Source organism: Larkinella knui, assembly GCF_003858645.1.
Taxonomy (GTDB): Bacteria; Bacteroidota; Bacteroidia; order Cytophagales; family Spirosomataceae; genus Larkinella; species Larkinella knui.
On record NZ_RQJP01000002.1, the window covers coordinates 1,097,337 to 1,115,948 of the forward strand.

At 53.1% G+C, this 18,612-nt stretch carries 16 protein-coding genes; 12 read left to right on the plus strand and 4 right to left on the minus strand.

What is annotated here, in order from left to right; genetic code table 11:
• The first annotated feature begins 127 nt into the window (after positions 1-127).
• The 8 genes from EHT87_RS13300 to EHT87_RS13335 all read left to right on the plus strand — a co-directional run bounded on the left by EHT87_RS13300 (position 128) and on the right by EHT87_RS13335 (position 12,312).
• Positions 128-718: an RNA polymerase sigma-70 factor gene (locus EHT87_RS13300; RefSeq protein WP_229321048.1), complete on the plus strand. Its 591-nt coding sequence runs from the start codon at positions 128-130 to the stop codon at positions 716-718.
• Between the two features lie 50 nt (positions 719-768).
• Complete coding sequence (locus EHT87_RS13305) at positions 769-1,764, plus strand: FecR family protein (protein WP_124907100.1); 996 nt, start codon at positions 769-771, stop codon at positions 1,762-1,764.
• 29 nt (positions 1,765-1,793) lie between these two features.
• Entirely contained in the window at positions 1,794-5,186 is a 3,393-nt protein-coding gene (locus EHT87_RS13310) for a SusC/RagA family TonB-linked outer membrane protein (RefSeq protein WP_124907101.1), read from the plus strand.
• A 40-nt stretch (positions 5,187-5,226) separates the two neighbouring features.
• Complete coding sequence (locus EHT87_RS13315; protein WP_185716205.1) at positions 5,227-6,885, plus strand: RagB/SusD family nutrient uptake outer membrane protein; 1,659 nt, start codon at positions 5,227-5,229, stop codon at positions 6,883-6,885.
• Between the two features lie 30 nt (positions 6,886-6,915).
• Entirely contained in the window at positions 6,916-8,676 is a 1,761-nt protein-coding gene (locus EHT87_RS13320; RefSeq protein WP_124907103.1) for an FAD-dependent oxidoreductase, read from the plus strand.
• A gap of 124 nt (positions 8,677-8,800) precedes the next feature.
• Positions 8,801-10,798: an FAD-dependent oxidoreductase gene (locus tag EHT87_RS13325; protein WP_124907104.1), complete on the plus strand. Its 1,998-nt coding sequence runs from the start codon at positions 8,801-8,803 to the stop codon at positions 10,796-10,798.
• 114 nt (positions 10,799-10,912) lie between these two features.
• Complete coding sequence (locus tag EHT87_RS13330) at positions 10,913-11,686, plus strand: SDR family oxidoreductase (RefSeq protein ID WP_124907105.1); 774 nt, start codon at positions 10,913-10,915, stop codon at positions 11,684-11,686.
• Between the two features lie 107 nt (positions 11,687-11,793).
• Positions 11,794-12,312: a hypothetical protein gene (locus EHT87_RS13335; RefSeq protein ID WP_124907106.1), complete on the plus strand. Its 519-nt coding sequence runs from the start codon at positions 11,794-11,796 to the stop codon at positions 12,310-12,312.
• A gap of 50 nt (positions 12,313-12,362) precedes the next feature.
• On the opposite strand, the gene EHT87_RS13340 is transcribed toward EHT87_RS13335, so the two are convergent.
• Genes EHT87_RS13340 through EHT87_RS13350 form a run of 3 tightly spaced genes read right to left on the minus strand, consistent with a single transcriptional unit; the run spans position 12,363 to position 14,664 of the window.
• Positions 12,363-13,178: an AraC family transcriptional regulator gene (locus tag EHT87_RS13340; protein ID WP_124907107.1), complete on the minus strand. Its 816-nt coding sequence runs from the start codon at positions 13,176-13,178 to the stop codon at positions 12,363-12,365.
• The gene (locus EHT87_RS13345) at positions 13,175-14,113 is read right to left on the minus strand and encodes a hypothetical protein (protein WP_124907108.1); all 939 of its coding nucleotides are present in this window, start codon (positions 14,111-14,113) and stop codon (positions 13,175-13,177) included. The genes EHT87_RS13340 and EHT87_RS13345 overlap by 4 nt, the downstream gene beginning before the upstream one ends.
• Complete coding sequence (locus EHT87_RS13350; RefSeq protein WP_124907109.1) at positions 14,110-14,664, minus strand: GNAT family N-acetyltransferase; 555 nt, start codon at positions 14,662-14,664, stop codon at positions 14,110-14,112. The genes EHT87_RS13345 and EHT87_RS13350 overlap by 4 nt, the downstream gene beginning before the upstream one ends.
• A 174-nt stretch (positions 14,665-14,838) precedes the next feature.
• On the opposite strand from EHT87_RS13350, the gene EHT87_RS13355 reads away from it, so the two are divergent.
• The 4 genes from EHT87_RS13355 (at position 14,839) to EHT87_RS13370 (ending at position 17,756) form a co-directional block, all read left to right on the plus strand.
• Positions 14,839-15,552: a 3-keto-disaccharide hydrolase gene (locus EHT87_RS13355; protein ID WP_124907110.1), complete on the plus strand. Its 714-nt coding sequence runs from the start codon at positions 14,839-14,841 to the stop codon at positions 15,550-15,552.
• Between the two features lie 99 nt (positions 15,553-15,651).
• Positions 15,652-16,533: a hydroxypyruvate isomerase family protein gene (locus tag EHT87_RS13360; RefSeq protein WP_124907111.1), complete on the plus strand. Its 882-nt coding sequence runs from the start codon at positions 15,652-15,654 to the stop codon at positions 16,531-16,533.
• 213 nt (positions 16,534-16,746) lie between these two features.
• A complete protein-coding gene (locus tag EHT87_RS13365; protein ID WP_124907112.1) occupies positions 16,747-17,148 on the plus strand; it encodes a hypothetical protein in 402 nt (133 codons plus the stop codon).
• A 17-nt stretch (positions 17,149-17,165) separates the two neighbouring features.
• Positions 17,166-17,756: a hypothetical protein gene (locus tag EHT87_RS13370; RefSeq protein ID WP_124907113.1), complete on the plus strand. Its 591-nt coding sequence runs from the start codon at positions 17,166-17,168 to the stop codon at positions 17,754-17,756.
• Positions 17,757-17,912: 156 nt separating this feature from the next.
• Here the strand turns inward: EHT87_RS13370 and EHT87_RS13375 are convergent, their stop codons facing one another.
• The gene (locus tag EHT87_RS13375; RefSeq protein WP_124907114.1) at positions 17,913-18,512 is read right to left on the minus strand and encodes a hypothetical protein; all 600 of its coding nucleotides are present in this window, start codon (positions 18,510-18,512) and stop codon (positions 17,913-17,915) included.
• Positions 18,513-18,612: the final 100 nt, after the last annotated feature.

Consider the following 18,612-nt stretch of genomic DNA (forward strand, 5'->3'; position numbering starts at 1 on the left):
GTAAAATAGTGCAATAAAGTCTTTAATTCGTTTTAGAGATCATGCGTCAATGGCTACCCTTAACCCGTTATACCCTAATTCCTCTCCAGAAAACCGGCCCGCGCCATCCTTAACCGGAGAAACTCCCGTGCCGTCCGTATACAGTTCCGAACTTTTTCTGCGGAAAGCCTTTGAACAGGAACCGCGAAAAGGCTTTGAGCTGCTCTTCCGACAATATTACACGCCACTGTGCAGCCATGCCGTTCGCTTTGTCTATTCCCGGCAACTGGCGGAGGACCTGGTGAGTGAGGTTTTTTACCAGTTTTACCGCACCGAAGCGTACCGAAAGGTGCACTCATCCTACATCAGTTATCTGTTCACAGCCGTCCGGAACGAAGCCTATACGCATTTGCGCAAAGAGTTTGGCAAAACGGATTCCATTGATTCGACGACCGAAAACCACCTGATGGGCAACCAGCCGCAGCCCGATTCGGAAGTCCATTTCAACAACCTGTTTCTGGCCGTCAACGAGGCCATGGGGCAACTGCCCGCGCAGTGCCGGCGGGTGTTTCTGCTGAGCCGGTTCGAGAATAAGAAATACGACGAGATTGCCGCCGAATTGCAGATTTCGCCCCGAACCGTCGAAGTTCACATCTCCAAAGCCCTCAAACACCTGCGCCAGACCCTGCGCGGGGAATGGACGCTGCTGCTGTGTCTGTTCAATCTATTTTTCTGCTGACCTAAGGGGAAATGCGGTTTTTTTAAGTCTCTCGTTCAAATGCCACGATTATGAATCATTCGGTATCGAAACATACCCTGTTTACCTACCTGGCCGGGCAGGCAAACCCGCTCGAACGGCAAACCATGGAGGCCTGGCTGAAAAATCCGGCCAATACCGAAACCTTCCACGAATGGCTTCTGGAGTGGGAAATGCGTTCCCTGCAATTCCAGCCCGATCAGGAAGCGGCTTTTGAGAAAATAGCCGAACGCCTGGAACAAACCGACCTGCACGACGCAGACGAGGTGGCAATGGCGGAACGAAAACCGCTGTTTGGCCGCTGGGGCTGGCGACCGTATCTGGTGGCGGCAACGGTGTTGGTTGCGCTCCTTATTCCGCTGCGAAACAAAATCCTGTACCAGACGTACGTTACTGCTTACGAGGAAACGAAAACCCTGACGCTGGACGACGGAACCGGCGTTGCGCTGAAATCCAATTCGTCGCTCCAGGTGCCCCGATTTGGGTTTTACACGGCCGTTCGGGAGGTGCTGCTGACGGGAGAAGCCCGTTTTTCGGTGACCCATCAACCCGATCACCAGCGGTTTGTGGTCAAAACGTCCGACCAGTTTCAGATTGAAGTATTGGGGACTGAATTCACGGTGTATGCCCGCAAGCAGACAACGAATGTGGCCCTCGACCGGGGCAAAATCCGGGTCGATTACAGCCAGGGAAGCGAAAAACGGCAATTGCTGATGAAACCGGGCGATCTGTTGACGCTGACCCGGCACGGGAATCTGCACCTGCACCAGCTGGCTCCGGTGGCAACGTCGGCCACCCGCGGCAAACACAGCCTGACCTTCAAGGAAACCTCCGTCTGGGAAGTTTGCTACCTGCTCCGCGAAAAATTTGGCCTGAAAGTGGAAATTGTTGACGACTCACTGGCCCAACGGACGATTTCCGGTAACTACAGCGCCCGCAATGCCGGCGAACTGCTTGAAATCCTGACGGAATCACTCGACCTCAAAACCGAACCAACCGGTACGGGCCTCCTACTAAAAAACAACTGATTGTTCCTAGTCCTTTTACCAATAAACCAATGAAGAAAACTGTACACCACCTGAGTTTGCTGGCGGTTCTGTTGGTCGGCTACCCCATAGCCGGTTTTAGCCAGACGCTGGCCTATGCCCAAAACGTGCCACGCTCGGCCGGACGAACCGCCCAGATTCAACTAAAGACGGTATTGCTCGATTTGCAGCGGCATTATCGCGTCGAAATTGTGTTCGAAGACCGGATTATGGTTGGGAAAAGCGTTCCTGCCGAGCCGGTTAATTTGTCCGTTTCCGTCGAGAAAAATCTGCATAACCTGTTAAAGAATACCGGCTTACGGGTGAAAAAACTCCGGAAAGATACGTTTGTCATTACCGAAGAACGGAAAGTAACCAACGACCTGTCGAACCGCGAAACCGAACCCAAATCGGATGGTGTCCAGCCCGTTTCGAATCCGGTTGACGAGCGGGGCAACACAACCACACCCGAATCAGCCATCGCCGTTCACCAGCCCGTTATCGCCGATGTGATCATCAGCGGCACGGTTACCGACGAATCCGGGGGTGGGCTACCGGGGGTGAGCGTGGTGCTGAAAGGGACAACGCGCGGAACGACCACCGACGGCAAAGGATTCTACCAGTTGGGCGTTCCCGACGAAAAGGCGGTTCTGGTCTTCAGCTTTGTCGGCTACATCCCCCAGGAAGTGACCGTTGGAAACCGCAACAACGTAAGCGTCAAACTCGAAAACGACACCAAGTCGCTCTCGGAAGTGGTGGTGGTAGGCTACGGAACGCAGAAAAAAGTAAACCTGACGGGGGCGGTTTCGTCCGTATCGAGTGAGGAACTGGTGCGTCGTCCGGTGGGCCAGACGTCGGCCGCTTTGCAGGGCATGATGCCGGGGGTCACGGTCACGCAGCGCTCCGGCCGCCCGGGTGCCGATGGCGGTTCCATCCGGATTCGTGGGGTCGGAACACTGGGTAACTCGGACCCTTTGATACTCATCGATGGCATTGAAGGCTCCATGAACAGCATCGATCCCAACCTGATTGAGTCGGTTTCGGTCCTGAAAGACGCGGCTTCGTCATCCATTTATGGCTCGCGGGCGGCCAATGGCGTTATTCTGATTACGACCAAACGCGCCAAAGGAGGCCGGATTTCGGTAAATTACAACAACTACATCGGCTGGCAAACCCCGACGAATTTGCCCAAAATGGCCAACGCCATCGACCACATGCTGCTTACCAACGAAGCGTATGTGAACGTGGGACGCTCGCCCTTGTATTCCGACGATTTAATTCAGAAATACCGTACGGAAGGGGCTTCCAACCGCGATTTATACCCCGACACGGACTGGCAAAAAGAAGTGCTAACGGGTTCGGGGCTTCAGCAGAGCCACTTTGTGAGCATCAACGGCGGCAGTGAAAAAATCCGTTTTCTGACCTCGGTGGGTTATTTTGATCAGAAAGGAATTATTGAGAATTCGACGTTCCGACGTTACACCCTCCGCAACAACGCCGACATTCAGCTTTCGAAGAAATTCAGCGCCCGGATCGATCTACAGCTCGTCGCGGCTACAACCGTTGAACCGGGCCGGGGCGCGGAGGAAGTGTTCCACTGGATGAACCGGATTCCGGCCAACCAGATCGGGATTAATTCCAACGGAACCTGGGGCGACGGCTGGAACGGCGACAACCCGATTGCGATGTCACGCGATGGTGGGACAAAGAAAAACAACAGCCCCTATGCTTTTCTGAATGCCGCACTGGTGTATAAACCAACGTCGTATCTGACGGCGGAAGTGGCCTATGCGCCGAAATATGCCCTTTCAATCGATAAGAACTTCAACAAGGCGATTCAGGCCTACAAGCCCAACGGGGCGCTCAGTTTTCTGGCACCCGCCAAAAGTACGCTGACCGAAGCGGACAGCCGATCGCTGTATACCACGTTGCGCGGAACGCTGACTTTTGATAAGGCTTACGGCGATCACGGGTTGAAAGTATTAGCCGGTTTTTCGCGGGAAGATTTTCGCAATGACAATACATCCGCCTACCGCGAAGGTTTTTTATTGCCTGACTATCAGGTCCTGAACGCGGGAGCAGCGGACATTCAGCGGACCACCGGTGGCGCATCGGAATGGGCCTTGCAGTCGGCATTCGGACGGATCAACTACGATTACAAACAGAAATATTTACTTGAAGCCAATGCCCGCTACGACGGTTCTTCCCGGTTTGCCAAAGGACGGAAATACGGCTTTTTCCCTTCGGTTTCGGCTGGCTGGCGGATCTCCCAGGAGTCGTTCATGCTGCCGCTGACCAACGTTGTCAATGAATTGAAACTGCGGGGATCGTGGGGACGCCTGGGCAATCAACTCATTGGTAATTACCCGTTTATGTCATCACTGCAATTCGGTTCGTACGCACTGAACAAGCAGATTGTCAACGTGGTGGCCCTCAATACGCTGGCGAACGCGGATATTTCCTGGGAAACCACGGAGATGACAGATATTGGTCTGGATATGACGCTGTTTTCAAACCTGTCCATTACCGCCGATTATTTTTCAAAACGTACGAAAGATATTTTGCTGACGCTGGATATTCCGGCCATTATCGGCCTGGGTGCTCCATCGCAGAACGCTGGTGTTGTTGACAACAAAGGGTGGGAACTCGGGATCAATTACAAAGGAGCCGTCCGGAGTTTTCGCTATGACGTCGGTTTTAATATTTCGGATGTCAAAAATACCGTTGTCGATTTGAAGGGTGTGAACCTGACCGGCCTGGTGGCAAATCGGGAAGGTTATGCGTTCAATTCCCTTTACGGCCTGGAGTCGGAAGGATTTTTCCAGACGGCTGACGAAGTGGCCGCTCACGCCCAGCAATTTGGCGTTATCAAGCCCGGTGACATTAAATACAAAGACCAGAACGGCGACGGAATCATCAACAACGACGACAACGTCGTGTTTGGATCCACGATTCCCCGCTTCACCTACGGAACGACGCTGAACGGCTATTACAAAGGATTTAGCCTGAATATTGTTCTTCAGGGCGTTGGCAAAGCCGATGGCTATCTGAACGAACAAGGCATCATGCCGTTCTTTCTGGGCGGGACGGTGCAGGAACAGCACAAAGACCACTGGACCCCGGAAACGCCGAACGCGACCTTTCCGCGGCTGGCGTTCAGCGAATCCAATAACGAAAAGAATTCCAGTTTCTGGATGCGAAATGCCGCCTACCTGCGTCTGAAAAACATTCAGATTGGCTACACCCTTCCGACGACGCTGACCCAGCGCGCGGGCATCAACAACGCCCGGATTTTTGCCAACGGCCAGAACCTGCTGACCTGGGATAAGTTCTGGGATGGCTACGATGTCGAATCGCCGGTTGGAACCGGTCGCAGTTACCCGCAGGTCAAAATGGTCAGCGTCGGCATCGATGTCAGCTTCTAGAAACCGCCGGTTTTCCTTTCACTTTTCAACTGAATCAAAAATGAAAAAGATATATTACTGGTTTTTGTCGGCCTGCCTGCTCCTCAGTACAACGTCCTGCGAGGACTATCTGGAGCGGTTTCCGCTGGAAGGCCCCGCCGATCAATCGTATTTTGCCAACGCCAGCGAACTGGAACTGGCCGTCAATGGCTGCTACAAAGGCATGAATTTTCACCCCAGCGACGGGATGCCAACCCAGCTTTTACTGGACGTTTGCACCGACATCAACTGGGATCGGAACAACAGTGCCATGCAGCAAATCGGCAAAGGAAGCCACGACAGCAACAACGGTTTTGTCCGATCGGTCTGGACGGAAGCCTATAAAATTATTGGCCGCTGCAATTTTATTCTGGACAACATGAACAAGCTGGATGGCAAAATGGACCCGGTTCTGTATGCCCGGTTTCAGGCCGAAGCCCGGTTTGTGCGCGCTTACATGTACGGCTATCTGATTGAATTATTCGGCGGGGTTCCGCTGGTAACCAAGACGTTGGGTCTGGCCGATGCGCAGGTTCCCAAAAGCACCAAGGAAGAATGCGCCACCTTCGTGATGAAGGAACTGGACGAAGCCGCCAAGTCATTGCCCAACAGCTACGATGCTAAAAATACCGGTCGCGCCACCAAAGGAGCGGCTTTAGCGACCAAAGCCCGGACGGCCTTGTACAATGAGAAATGGGAGGTTGCGGCCAGCGCAGCCAAAGCCGTCATGGATTTGAATATCAATAAATTACACCCGAATTTTGGCGAGTTGTTTTCCTACAAAGGGCAAACGTCCAGCGAAATTATTTTCGCGCTGCAGTATCTGAAAGGAACCCTGACGCACAGCACTCCGCAGAATTTTTTGTCGCGCAACGCCCAGGGAGCTTCCAACAAGGTGCCGGGCCAAACGCTGATCGATTCGTATGAGTGTACGGATGGGTTATCGATTGACAAGTCGCCGTTGTACAATCCGAAAGATCCATTCAAAAACCGGGACCCGCGTCTGGATTTTACGGTGGCCGTTCCGGGTTCCAACTACTTCAATTTCAAGTTTGAAACCCACAAGGACAGCGTCAAAACGATCAATTATACCACGGGCGCGCGGGTTGACAACCAGGATGCCATTCACGCCTTTGCGACTTATACCGGGTATTGCTGGCGGAAATACACCGACCTGACGGACAAAGACGACCGGAGCAATTCGGAAATCAATATTATCCTGATCCGGTATGCCGAAGTGTTACTGATCTACGCCGAAGCTAAAATTGAAGCCAACCAGATTGATCAGTCGGTATACGATGCCATCAATGCGGTGCGCCAACGGGTCAACATGCCCGCCATCAAGTCGGGCAAAACGCAGGCGGAACTTCGTTCGATTATTCGCAAGGAGCGGAAGTATGAATTGGCGAATGAAGGCTTTCGTTTGTTTGACATCCGTCGCTGGAAAATCGCCGATAAACTGCTGAACGGCAATTTCCTGGGCCGGATTCCGAAAGGATTGCTGGCGGCCGCGCCGGTGATCGATGCCAACGGAACTCCCGATTACAGCAATGTGCCCAACAAGGCCGACATGCGGGTGGTCGAGGTCCGGATTTTTAATCCCAACCGCGATTACCTCTGGCCGATTCCGTACATTGAAACCGTCACCAACAAAGTACTTACGCAGAATGCTGGTTATTAACATGTTAAACCCCGCCTGAAGGTATATCCAATGCCTACAACCCGTCGACATTTTCTGAAAGTTTCCGGCCTGAGCGGTATTGCGCTCACGACCGGACTACCCGAACTTTACGCCCAGGCAACTGGTCCGCTGGCCGAAACGGACTATGATCTGATTATTGTTGGAGCCACACCCGGCGGAATTATGGCCGCGGTTTCAGCTTCCCGTCTGGGTAAAAAATCGCTGATTCTGGAGCGGACTGCCTACATCGGCGGTTTGCCGGCCAACGGTCTGGGGGCCACCGACATCGCCACCCGGGGCGCTACGGGCGGTTTGTTTCTGGAGTTTGTGCAGCGCATCAAAGCCTATTACGTCGAAAAATACGGAGCGGATTCGCAACAGGTGACCGACTGCGCCAATGGCTACCATTTTGAGCCGTCGGTGGCCGCTAAAATTTTCGACTCGTTCCTGAAAGACAGTCCCAACGCCACGGTGCTGACCATGCGCCAATTCGATTTTGAACCCGAAAACCTGACGATTGAGAAAAACCGCATTCGGGGAATTCGGGTGATGAACCGAAACACGAAAAAAACGGAAACCTATCAGGGCCGGTTTTTCATCGACGCCACCTACGAAGGCGACCTGATTGCCGCTGCGGGCGTCCCGTTTTTTCTCGGACGGGAAGGCAAATCGGAGTATAACGAAGTCGGGGCTGGCCGGGTTTATAAATACTGGGCGGGTCCGGAAAGTGAAGGATCGACGTTTCAGGGCGACAACGCCGTTCAATCCTACAATTACCGGTTATGCGTCACGAATGATTCCAAAATCCGGGTTAAAATCCAGAAACCGGCCCGGTATAACCGGGAGGAATACGTCTCGCTGATTAATGATGTCAAAACCGGCACGTATACGGGCGTCGCCATGACGAAATTGACTGATGACCAAAAGGCTGAAATTCAGCGCAAAACGAAAGCTGGCGTGTCGCCCGATGTTCCCGGTATGCCGAAAGGCATTGCCTGGCTGACGAATATGGTGAAATTGCCGAACGGCAAAAACGACGGCAATAACCAGCACCACGCTTTCATTTCCACCGATTTGCCGGAAGAAAACTGGCCCTACCCAACCTCCGGCTGGGAATGGCGCGACCGCTTTGCCCAACGGCTGCGGGAATATACTGAAGGCTTGTTTTACTTCGCCCAGAACGACCCCGCGCTACCCGACTGGTTTCGGAAAGAATGCGCGGAATGGGGCTGGGCCAAAGACGAATACACCGACAACGGGAATTTTCCCCGGCAGTTGTACGTCCGGGAAGGTCGCCGGATGAAGGGCAAATATGTCTTCAAAGCGCAGGATGCGCAGCCGGTCAAACCGGGCGGACGCCCTCCGCTCCACGCCGACAGCATTACGGCCAGCCACTACGCCCTCGACTCGCACGCCGTTCGGAAACGGGAAGCGGGCAAGATCCATCTGGACGGCTTTATCAGCTATCCGTCAGCGGTTTACACGGTTCCTTTCCGGGTGATTGTTCCGGATTCGCCCCTGGAAAACCTGCTGGCTCCGGTTCCGGCGTCGGCCACGCACATCGGTTTTTCGACGCTCCGGATGGAACCCTGCTGGATGGCCCTCGGGCAAGCCGCCGGAACCGCTGCGGCTCTGTGTGTGCAGAAATCGCAGTCGGTGCATGCATTGTCGGTACCGGACTTGCAGAAGTCACTGCTTCAGCAAAAAGCGATTCTGGTGTATGAGAAGGGACTTTCAGCATCCGACCCGAATTTCGAAGCCAACCAGTTGGCAGCTTTGCAGGGAAAATGAGTTTAAAAAGAGTTGTATCGCGGAGTTGAGCGGAGGAAAAGAGAGTTTAGCAGAGTATTTTTAAAAACCTCTGCTAAACTCTTTTTAACTCCGCTTAACTCCGCGAACTAATAATCCAAACAACATGCGATACCTATTACTTTGCCTCAATCTACTCTTACTCACCTCCGCCATGGCCCAGCAGCAGGTGGATGTCTGCGTCTACGGCGGCACGTCCGGGGGCGTCATGGCGGCTTATACCGCTAAAAAACTCGGTAAAACCGTGCTGCTGATCGAACCCGGCAAACACCTCGGCGGCATGACCTCCGGCGGTTTGGGCCTTACCGACATTGGCAATAAGTACGCCATTACCGGTATTTCCCGCGACTATTACCGGCGCATCGGCCAGCATTACGGCAAGTTCGAACAGTGGATTTTTGAACCGCACGTGGCCGAAGATCTTTTCAACGACTACGTCAAACGCGGCAAGGTCGATGTGCTGTTGTCGCACCGGCTTTCGAGTGTAAAGAAAACGAATGGAACCATTCAGGAGATTGTGCTGGAGGATTCGGGAAAACCCGCGGCCAAACGCACCATCCGGGCGAAAATGTTCATCGACTGCTCGTATGAAGGGGATCTGATGGCCAAAGCGGGCGTTTCCTACACCGTCGGTCGGGAAGATAATTCGAAATACAACGAAACGATCAGCGGGGTGCAATTGATGACGGGCCACCAGTTGCCCGACGGCATCGATCCCTACAAAACGCCCGGACAGCCCGAATCCGGTCTGGTCTGGGGCATTAGCCCGGCGAAACTGGAGCCCAACGGAACCGGCGACACCAAGGTTCAGGCGTATAATTACCGCATCTGTCTGTCGTCCGACCCGGCCAACCAGGTGGCCATTACGCGCCCGGCGGGGTACGATTCCACGCGGTATGAATTGCTCGTTCGGCTGATCAATGCGCAGCCGCAGAAACGGTCGCTCAACGACTATTTTATCTGGAGCGGAATGCCCAACAAAAAAACCGACATCAACAACCGGAACGGTTTTTCAACCGATATGATCGGGATGAATTACGACTATCCGGACGGAAGTTATGCAAAACGGGCGCAGATCATCCGCGATCATGAGTTGTATACCAAGGGCTTACTGTATTTCTTTGGTCACGATTCGCGGGTGCCGCAGGAGCTTCGGGAGCAAATGCTGAAGTGGGGTTATCCGAAAGATGAATACACCGATACCGGCAACTGGTCCCCGCAACTCTACGTCCGGGAAGCGCGCCGGATGGTGGGAGCCTACGTGATGACGCAGGCGAATTGCCAGGGAAAAGAAGTGGTGACCGACGGCGTTGGCATGGCGGCTTACACGATGGATTCGCACAACATTCAGCGGATTGTAATCGAGAAAGACGGCAAAAAAATGGCCAAGAACGAAGGCAACGTCGAGGTCGGCGGTTTTGGGCCGTATCCGATTGCCTACCGCGCCCTGATTCCGAAGGAAACCGAATGCCGGAATTTGCTGGTGCCGGTTTGCCTGTCAGCGTCGCACATTGCCTACGGGTCGATCCGGATGGAGCCCGTTTTTATGGTGCTGGGCCAATCGACGGCACTGGCTGCGGTGATGGCGATCGATGCCAAAACCAGTGTGCAGAAAGTAGATATTGCCAAATTGCAGCAGACGCTAAAAACTAATCCGCTGGCCGACGGCAGCACGCCCGAAATTCTGGTGGATAACGATGATAAAACCCTGACGACCGCCACGGGGCCGTGGCGGCTGGAAACCAAGAGCAAGGGCGGCTACGGTCCGTCCTACCTGATTCACGAAGGGCAGGGCACCGAGGCCGCATCGGTACGGTTTACGCCAACCATTGTGAAAGCCGGAAAATACCGGATCTACACCTATTTTCCGCGCCTGGCCAAAAGTGCTTCCGAGTTGGGAATTACGGTTTCGGACGGAAAAAACCAGAAGTCGATTCCCATCAAACCCGCTGATATTGTGGTCGTTGGACAGACTTCCGGCGAGTGGGTTTCGCTGGGTGAATATGACCTGCCAACCGGGAAAACCGCATCCGTTGAAATTGCGGTGAAGCAGGCTGACGGCCCGGTGGTGGCCGATGCGGTTTTGTTCGTTCCGGCGTTCTAACGTACCCACGGGGCCTCCCGGCGGTCCGTGGGTACGTTAATTTGGCGGCTTCATCACAGTATAGGAAAGTCTGATCGTATCTTTACACGATTAGCTATCTTCATTCACTTCTTCATGATTCTTGATCTTTTCTCCCTTCAGGGCAAAACGGCGCTTGTAACCGGCGCCAAACGCGGTATTGGAAAAGCCATGGCACTGGCGCTGGCGGAGGCCGGAGCCGACATTATCGGTGTTTCGGCCACGCTCGAACCGGGCAGTGAAGTGGAAACGGCGGTGACCGCACTGGGCCGCAAATTTTACCCGTTTCCCGTCGATTTTACCGACCGGGCGGCTTTGTATATGTTTCTGGAAACCATCCGCGACGAATGTCCGCCGGTCGATATTCTGGTCAATAACGCGGGGAATATTCGCCGGAAACCGGCGGCCGAACATCCGGATGAATACTGGGACGAAATCATCGATATCAACCTCAATTCCCAATTTATCATCAGCCGGGAAATTGGCCGGGAGATGCTGGCGCGGGACGTGGATTATAACCGGAAAATCATTTTTACTGCGTCGTTATTAACATTTCAGGGCGGTTTGACCGTGCCGGGCTATGCCGCCAGCAAGGGCGGTATTGGCTCATTGACCAAGGCTTTAGCAAACGAATGGGCGTCGAAAGGCATCAATGTGAATGCCATTGCGCCGGGCTACATCGCCACCGACAACACGGCAGCCTTGCGCGCCGATGCCGACCGTAATCCCGCGATTCTGGCCCGAATTCCCGCCGGACGCTGGGGCGAGGCCGCCGACTTGCAGGGTGCCGTCGTTTATCTGGCGTCGCAAGCTTCCAACTACGTGCAGGGAACCATTCTGACCGTCGATGGCGGCTGGATGGGGCGGTAGGTTAATCGGTATACGGTTTACGGTGGCTGACGCGAGCGTGAATGCGTCAGCCACCGTAAACCGTATACCGAAACCTGTAAACATTCGCACTCATTTCGAAGTTATGAATGGAAACAACCCTCACCATCATGAATACGAACGAGAGCGATAACCAGGAAACATTCGACCCGCAGGCACGGGATGATCAATATTACTCCAAAAATCCCTACCAGCACGGGACTTCCGATTACGGAAAACCGAGTGAAGGGGTAGGCACCGGCGAAATGGTGGTGTCATCGGACGAGCGGGGTGAAATTGCGCACGACATTAGTGCGGATCGCGAGGATAACTACCGGGGAAGCCACCAGGAAGAAACCCGCCCGGACACGCATGGCTCGACCCAGGAATGGGACGTTGATCCGACCGTCATTGCAAAAAACCGGCAGGATGCCGCCAGTGCGCCGGGTCACGTTGAAAGCGGTTTGCCCAGCAGTATCGAGGGCCTGCCCGACAATCCATCGGACGAAGCGCTGTTTAACCGCAAGGGAGCAACCTATCTGGAACAGGACGATAAACCCGCCGAAAACTATGACCCGCACCACATGGGATATGGCAACGGTGATGATGATAAAAAAGAGAAGTCGTAAAGTTGAATCTTTCTGAAAACGGCCTGCTTTTCTTAGCAGGCCGTTTTTTTTTATAACTCCGAAGGCAGACGCTGCGTCAATTGGCGGGCGTCTTTCACAAAATGGGAGAAATCGGTATACCCGATGTCTTCAAATGGATACCGGCTTCCGTGTCGTTTATAGAGCTGAAGAGCGTTTTTAAATCGAATGATTTTCTGGCAATATTTGGGTGAATACCCGAGTGTTTCGTTGAAATAGCGGTGTAATGACGGATACGAAACGCCCAGTTCGCGGCAGATTGCACGCAACGGCTGATTCGGGTTGAAGGCGTTTCGGTCAAATTTCTGCAAGGCGATCTGCACGACTTTCTGCCGGTAATCAATCGGTATTTCCAGCACCGGTTTTACCAGGATGGCCTCCATCAACCGTACCCGCTCGGAGAACACCGCAGCGGCTTGCATCCGCTCTTCCAGTTCGGTTAATCGGATAAATGCTGCCAAATCCACATTCGCATTTTCGACCTCACCAGTCCGGAAACCAACCAGTTGGCCCAACATCCCCGGCCTGAATTTGACGTAAAATTCATGCACACCGGCGGGATAAATGGACGTATGCAAGTCGGTCAGGTTGCCCAGAAGCCGCGAACCTTTTACCGCATTGACGGTGCCGGTTTTCTGGTTGATGGACAGCCAGCTTTGCGGATTCAAGCTGATGCAGAGCAGGTTGGACAGGTTGGGTAAGGCATTTAAATACAACGGGTTCGCTAACGTGGCCGATTGATTTACTTCAAAATAATACGCCACAAAAGCCGCCAGGGCCGCACTCGGATACGCCAGCCGGAAATTCGGTTCTGCTTCGTCTTCGTAAATAACCCGCCCTCTGTTCATGCCATCAATCGGAACAGCATTTCGACCCCCAGGCCGGTGATCAAAAACCGCTCTTTTTTATTTTGTAACAATTGCTGCGTCCAGTCGACAAAACCGCCGTCACCAATTTCATACTCCTGCCCGCGAACCGTGATCAGGATCTTGTACTGCAAGCCTTTATAATACTGATTTTCGCGGCTGGGAGTGGTTTCGGTTTCAATGACAAGGTCGTTCCGGAGCTGCAAAATATGGTTTTTCACCTGTTCCAGCAATCGCCCGTCCGCGTTTCCGCTTCGTCGAATGAATTTGAACCGCAAAGCATCGACCTGCAGGGCGTCGCGCAGAAGGGCGGTCATAACCGCCAGGTGTTCGGCCATACTTTCCCGCTCAAACTCAAAACTGCCCGTATCGCGCCCCGACGATACCAGACAGCCAATCTTGAAATGCTGCGTATGACCCGGAATTGCCACTTTGGGCGTTCGAACGTGCCGCTGAATGGCGGAAAAACGAAGCTGGTCGGTAGCAGAAACCGGTTTCCATTGCCCGCTCTTTTTCAAATCGGCGACGTGCAGAGCCAGGGCGTTGGTGGCGTCGGCCAGCACTTCGGTGCCGCGCAAAGCCGACAGAATTTTCTGCTGGTCGGCCGTTGCCACCACCGAGCAACAACCCAGCGGAGCGACCGGCGACAACTCGACGGCTTTAAACCGAAAGGTTTCAAAGATTTGTAAGAGCCTGGTTTCCAGGGCATGCAAGGCCATAAAATCCGTGTCCGCCGGTTTTACAAAGCGGTTTTTCTGGTACTGTTGCAGCAGTTCTGCCGGAGAAAGCCGCCCGGTTTGCCGCCTGAACACCTCCAGCAACAGGGAATTCAGCTCCGACGGGGTCAGCTCTTCCGACAAAATCGGCAGCAATTCCGGTCGATTGATCCGTTGCAGTATTTTTTCAACGATCGTCATGAGGACAGTGCGGCTATTTTTTCGTCGTTAACAAGACTGTACAAATACTCCTCCACCACCTTCCCGTCTTTGTAGACCGCGGCTTTCAGAATCGCATCAAGCCCAAAACCGTTCTTTTCCAGAACCCGCATCGACGCTTTGTTATACGCAAAAATGCCCGCAAAGAGCCGGACCAGATCGGTCGTGGCAAAGGTGTACTGAACCAATTGCCGGATGGCCGCGGTGGCAATGCCCCGGCCCCAATAGGGTTCGCCGAGCCAGTAGCCAATTTCGCCCGAGAGCCGGTGGATGTCGGTTTGCAGGACCACTCCAGCCACCCCGGCGAATTTTTCTTCTTCGTAAATACCAAAAACCAGCCCTAAATCGCCTTTCAGGGCGCTTTCGATAAACCAGACGGCGTCGGCCAGCGTATACGGTTGCGGCATGCGGTCCCGCAGGTTCAGCCAGAGCGACCGGTTATTGGCCAGTTGGGCGAGGGTTCCGGCGTCATCGAGCGTTAACTCCGCCAGCGTGATGCCGTTTCCGCAGTTGATTCTGGTTCGCGTGTTCATAGTCGCAAGTTGCCGGTAAATCCGGCGAATTCAGGTGTAAAATTCTATCATCTTGTAAAAAACGCATTTTATGGAAGCTTTTTACCAAAAAAGTTGCCGCATCGGTCCCGGTTTTCTAATATTGTTCCGTTGTAGAGTTACTTCAAACCAATCGTATACTCAAAATACTATTTTATGAAAATTATGCTCAGTATGCTGGCCCGCGTGGTCTTGCTGGCTTTGGTTCTCAACGTGGTGAATTGGACTTCCAGCGACGCATCTGGCCCCAAAAAAGGGAAATGGGTCAAACTTTTCGACGGAAAAACCTTGACAGGGTGGCATAGCTACCTGAAAAAGGAAGCGTCTGATAAATGGAAGGTGGAAGATGGTGCCATTGTGCTGACCGGCGGAGGTGGAGGTGATCTCGTAACGGACAAGGAATACGAGAATTACGAACTGGAACTGGAATGGAAAATTTCGGAAGGCGGCAACAGCGGAATCATCTACCGGGTTCACGAAGATCCGAAATACAAGAGTACATATAATTCCGGGCCGGAGATGCAGGTGCTTGACAATGAGCGCCATAAAGATGCCAAGGCGGGTAAAAACGGAAACCGTACGTCCGGATCACTTTACGATATGCTGCCTCCTTCGGACTTTTCGGCTCAGAAAGTAGCTGGCGAATGGAACCAGGTTAAACTGGTGGTTAACAACGGGAAAGTCGAGCATTATCTGAACGGCAAGAAAGTGGTCGAATACCGCACCAGTGGCCCGGAATGGGACAAAATGGTGAGTGAAAGCAAGTTCAAAGGCTGGGAGGGTTTCAATCAGTTCAGCAAAGGCCATATCGCTCTCCAGGATCATGGCAATAAAGTGTGGTATCGGAACATCCGAATCAGAGAACTCTAATTGTGATTGAGTGAATGAGCGATTGAGTGAATACACATTGAGCACTCCTGTTTCTTATTCACTCAATCGTTCATTCACTCAATCACTCATTGAAACCTTATGAAAACACCTTCCCGCCGTTCGGCCATCAAAACGCTGGCCGGAACCGCCCTGACCTTTTCAGTTATCGACTCATTCGCTGCTCACATGGAAGTTACCGAGAAAAATGCTTTGCCGGCGTTGAAAGGCCGGATCAACCACTCGGCCTGCAAGTGGTGCTACGGCAAAATACCGCTGGAAGATTTTGCCAAAGCCGCTAAGGAAATAGGCCTGACCGGCATCGATCTGCTGGGACCGAATGAGTGGCCGGTCGTTAAAAAATACGGTTTGACCTGCTCGATGGCGCAGGGTGCCGGAAAAGGCATCAACGACGGTTTCAATGATCCTAAACTGCACGACGAACTGGTTGCCAGTTATGAAGCTATTTTTCCAAAATTGAAGGAAGCCGGCTTGAAAAACGTCATCTGTTTTTCGGGAAACCGGCACGGCATGGACGATCAGAAAGGCATGGAAAACTGCGCCGTGGGTCTGAAACGACTCATGAGCAGCGCCGAGAAGCACGGCGTGGTGATGGTGATGGAATTGCTCAACAGCCGGGTCGATCACAAGGATTACATGTGTGATAAGTCGGCCTGGGGTGTTGAACTGTGCAAAATGGTCGGTTCCGAAAACTTCAAACTGCTGTATGATATTTACCACATGCAGATTATGGAGGGCGACATCATTCGCACGATCCGGCGCGACCACCAGTATTTCGCCCATTACCACACCGGCGGCAATCCGGGGCGCAACGAGATCGATAACGGCCAGGAACTGTATTACCCGGCGATTATGCAGGCCATCGTCGACACGGGTTATAAAGGCTTCGTGGCCCAGGAGTTCATTCCGAAGCGCGACCCGCTGACGTCGTTGCGGGAAAGCATCGCGATTTGCGACGTGTAGTCCACAGGCACAAAAAAGCCTTTCCTGCATGCAGGAAAGGCTTTTTTGACTGGTATCAAATTTATTAGACGCCTTTGAACGGTTGTGCCGGGTTAATAACAGGTCCGGTAGGCTTATACCAATGCGGAGATGAAAGCCTTCTAGTACGCATTGTAAAACAGGAAGAGCTTTCCCTGGCCCAAACACCTTAATGATCAGTCGTCTATTCAACGCATGAAAAAAGTTTCTTACGAATACACCCTGGTAGTGATGGTAGCCCTGCTTTTCACACTAACGGGTTGCCGCGATCTTACGGTAGTTGACCGGCCCTACCAACGCCTGCTGATCAACGATTTTTCGGGACCACTCCGTACGGTATTGCCACCGTATGATGGGACGCCCAATACGCTCACGCTCCGAATCAGCGGCACGATTAGCCAACCGGTTTTTTTCGCGGTCGACCAGGTAGCTGGCGACCAAAAGCGATATACCGTTCGCCGGGATACGCTGCTGGCGGGCACCTATACCAATAATCGGTTCAGTGGAGATTACTACTCGAATCAATTGACCGAACTGGTCATCACCGGGACTGCCGGTACCACCGGGAACCTTACTGTTGAATGGTACCGCCACTAACCTGACCCATTACGCCCATGACCCGATGTTATTTTTTGCTCGTCGGCCTGCTGATGACGGCTTCACTCCAGGCCCAGGTTCTTCAGAACCGGAACTCAATTCGGCTGGGTGTCGACCTAACTTCGCTTGATGCCCCCGATGCCGTTGGTCTGCGCTACGTGGGCAGGCTCGCCCATCAGTTCCGGAATGACCGCTTCCTGGTGGCGGCCGAAGGTGGCTATATCACTAAAACAACTCTGAATCAGCCTTTTAACGAGGTTGATCCGGGTCCTAATCACCGGGAGCGCTTTACAGCAGATGCCACGGTATTCTTTGATTTTCTCCCACATCCCCGCCACGCGCTGCGACTGGGAGCGGGCTTGTCGGCCTGGTACCGACGTGACGATACTTACCGGGGAGCAGCCGCCTTGTTGGCCCCGACGGGTCTGCAAGGTATTGCGATTGACCGGGAAGAGCGTCATGAGCTGAATACCGGTGGGCATGTCGCCGTTGAATACGAATGGCTATTCGATCCAAGATGGGGCGTCGATGTTCGGCTGCGCCTGGCCAATTTGAACCAGGCCGGGATCAGTTCCATGCTTGGCACAGGAATCAGTTATCGTTTTTAATTTTCAAAAGGGAAAGCGGATGGAGCCGATTGAACGGATCAAAACGGATTTTTATCGGCTGAACATCTGTTTAATCGGCGTTCCCATTATATTGGCCGAGCTACGATAACCGCTCACCATAACGGTAAAAAAGTCCGTCGGGAGCAACGGCAAAAATTATTTACGAAAGGTGGTGATAGCCTCTTCAAAAATGTGCACACCGGGTATGTCGCGAACACCACTGGCGATGGCGGCTTTGATGGCCGCTTCATCGATGACCCAATACCCATTCGGAACCTGGTTGGGGTCGACAATCTCGAAGTTCCACTTTAACTGTACTCCTTTTGGTAGCGAAGTAACTTCGGGGGTCAGCCAGGTGGTGTCTCCGGAATGGTTGCGGGCAGCTTCTTCAGTGGCTTCCGCCAGTTGATGTTCACGCACCCGCATCAGTTCCTTGTTGTAATGCTCAACGGCATCCTTGAGGGGTTGCATGGCCTCCAGAATGGGCGATGTCATTTGTTTTTCGACTTCCATCCAGTCATGTTTTTCCTTGTCGAGTTGCCGGGTAATTTTGAGTCGCTCAGCCGCCACCATCTTGATAAGTTCATGTCCTTGCGCTACATGTTTAATCAGGGTTTCCTGTTGTTCGGGCGTACCACAGACGGCAGGTTGCCGACGTAGAAAGGTCACATAGTCGGTCAGGGATCTCTGAAGCAGTTCTCGCCCACCCGAATCGGTCAACGACAGCTCGGTATTTGGTTTGGTTTCAGTAGCCATGCCTTTAGAACCTTCAATGAGTAAAAAAGTTGGGTAATTTATTCAGGGAAATATGTACTATTTACCCGTACTGCTAACGAAACCAGTCACCGATACAAAG

Coding starts and splice junctions, on each gene's coding strand:
- EHT87_RS13350 (WP_124907109.1), bottom strand. CDS start 14,664: ATGAACACGCGAACCAGAATCAACTGCGGAAACGGCATCACGCTGGCG.
- EHT87_RS13345 (WP_124907108.1), bottom strand. CDS start 14,113: ATGACGATCGTTGAAAAAATACTGCAACGGATCAATCGACCGGAATTG.
- EHT87_RS13360 (WP_124907111.1), top strand. CDS start 15,652: ATGAAAACACCTTCCCGCCGTTCGGCCATCAAAACGCTGGCCGGAACC.
- EHT87_RS13325 (WP_124907104.1), top strand. CDS start 8,801: ATGCGATACCTATTACTTTGCCTCAATCTACTCTTACTCACCTCCGCC.
- EHT87_RS13375 (WP_124907114.1), bottom strand. CDS start 18,512: ATGGCTACTGAAACCAAACCAAATACCGAGCTGTCGTTGACCGATTCG.
- EHT87_RS13310 (WP_124907101.1), top strand. CDS start 1,794: ATGAAGAAAACTGTACACCACCTGAGTTTGCTGGCGGTTCTGTTGGTC.
- EHT87_RS13340 (WP_124907107.1), bottom strand. CDS start 13,178: ATGAACAGAGGGCGGGTTATTTACGAAGACGAAGCAGAACCGAATTTC.
- EHT87_RS13365 (WP_124907112.1), top strand. CDS start 16,747: ATGAAAAAAGTTTCTTACGAATACACCCTGGTAGTGATGGTAGCCCTG.
- EHT87_RS13315 (WP_185716205.1), top strand. CDS start 5,227: ATGAAAAAGATATATTACTGGTTTTTGTCGGCCTGCCTGCTCCTCAGT.
- EHT87_RS13320 (WP_124907103.1), top strand. CDS start 6,916: ATGCCTACAACCCGTCGACATTTTCTGAAAGTTTCCGGCCTGAGCGGT.
- EHT87_RS13305 (WP_124907100.1), top strand. CDS start 769: ATGAATCATTCGGTATCGAAACATACCCTGTTTACCTACCTGGCCGGG.
- EHT87_RS13355 (WP_124907110.1), top strand. CDS start 14,839: ATGAAAATTATGCTCAGTATGCTGGCCCGCGTGGTCTTGCTGGCTTTG.
- EHT87_RS13370 (WP_124907113.1), top strand. CDS start 17,166: ATGACCCGATGTTATTTTTTGCTCGTCGGCCTGCTGATGACGGCTTCA.
- EHT87_RS13330 (WP_124907105.1), top strand. CDS start 10,913: ATGATTCTTGATCTTTTCTCCCTTCAGGGCAAAACGGCGCTTGTAACC.
- EHT87_RS13335 (WP_124907106.1), top strand. CDS start 11,794: ATGGAAACAACCCTCACCATCATGAATACGAACGAGAGCGATAACCAG.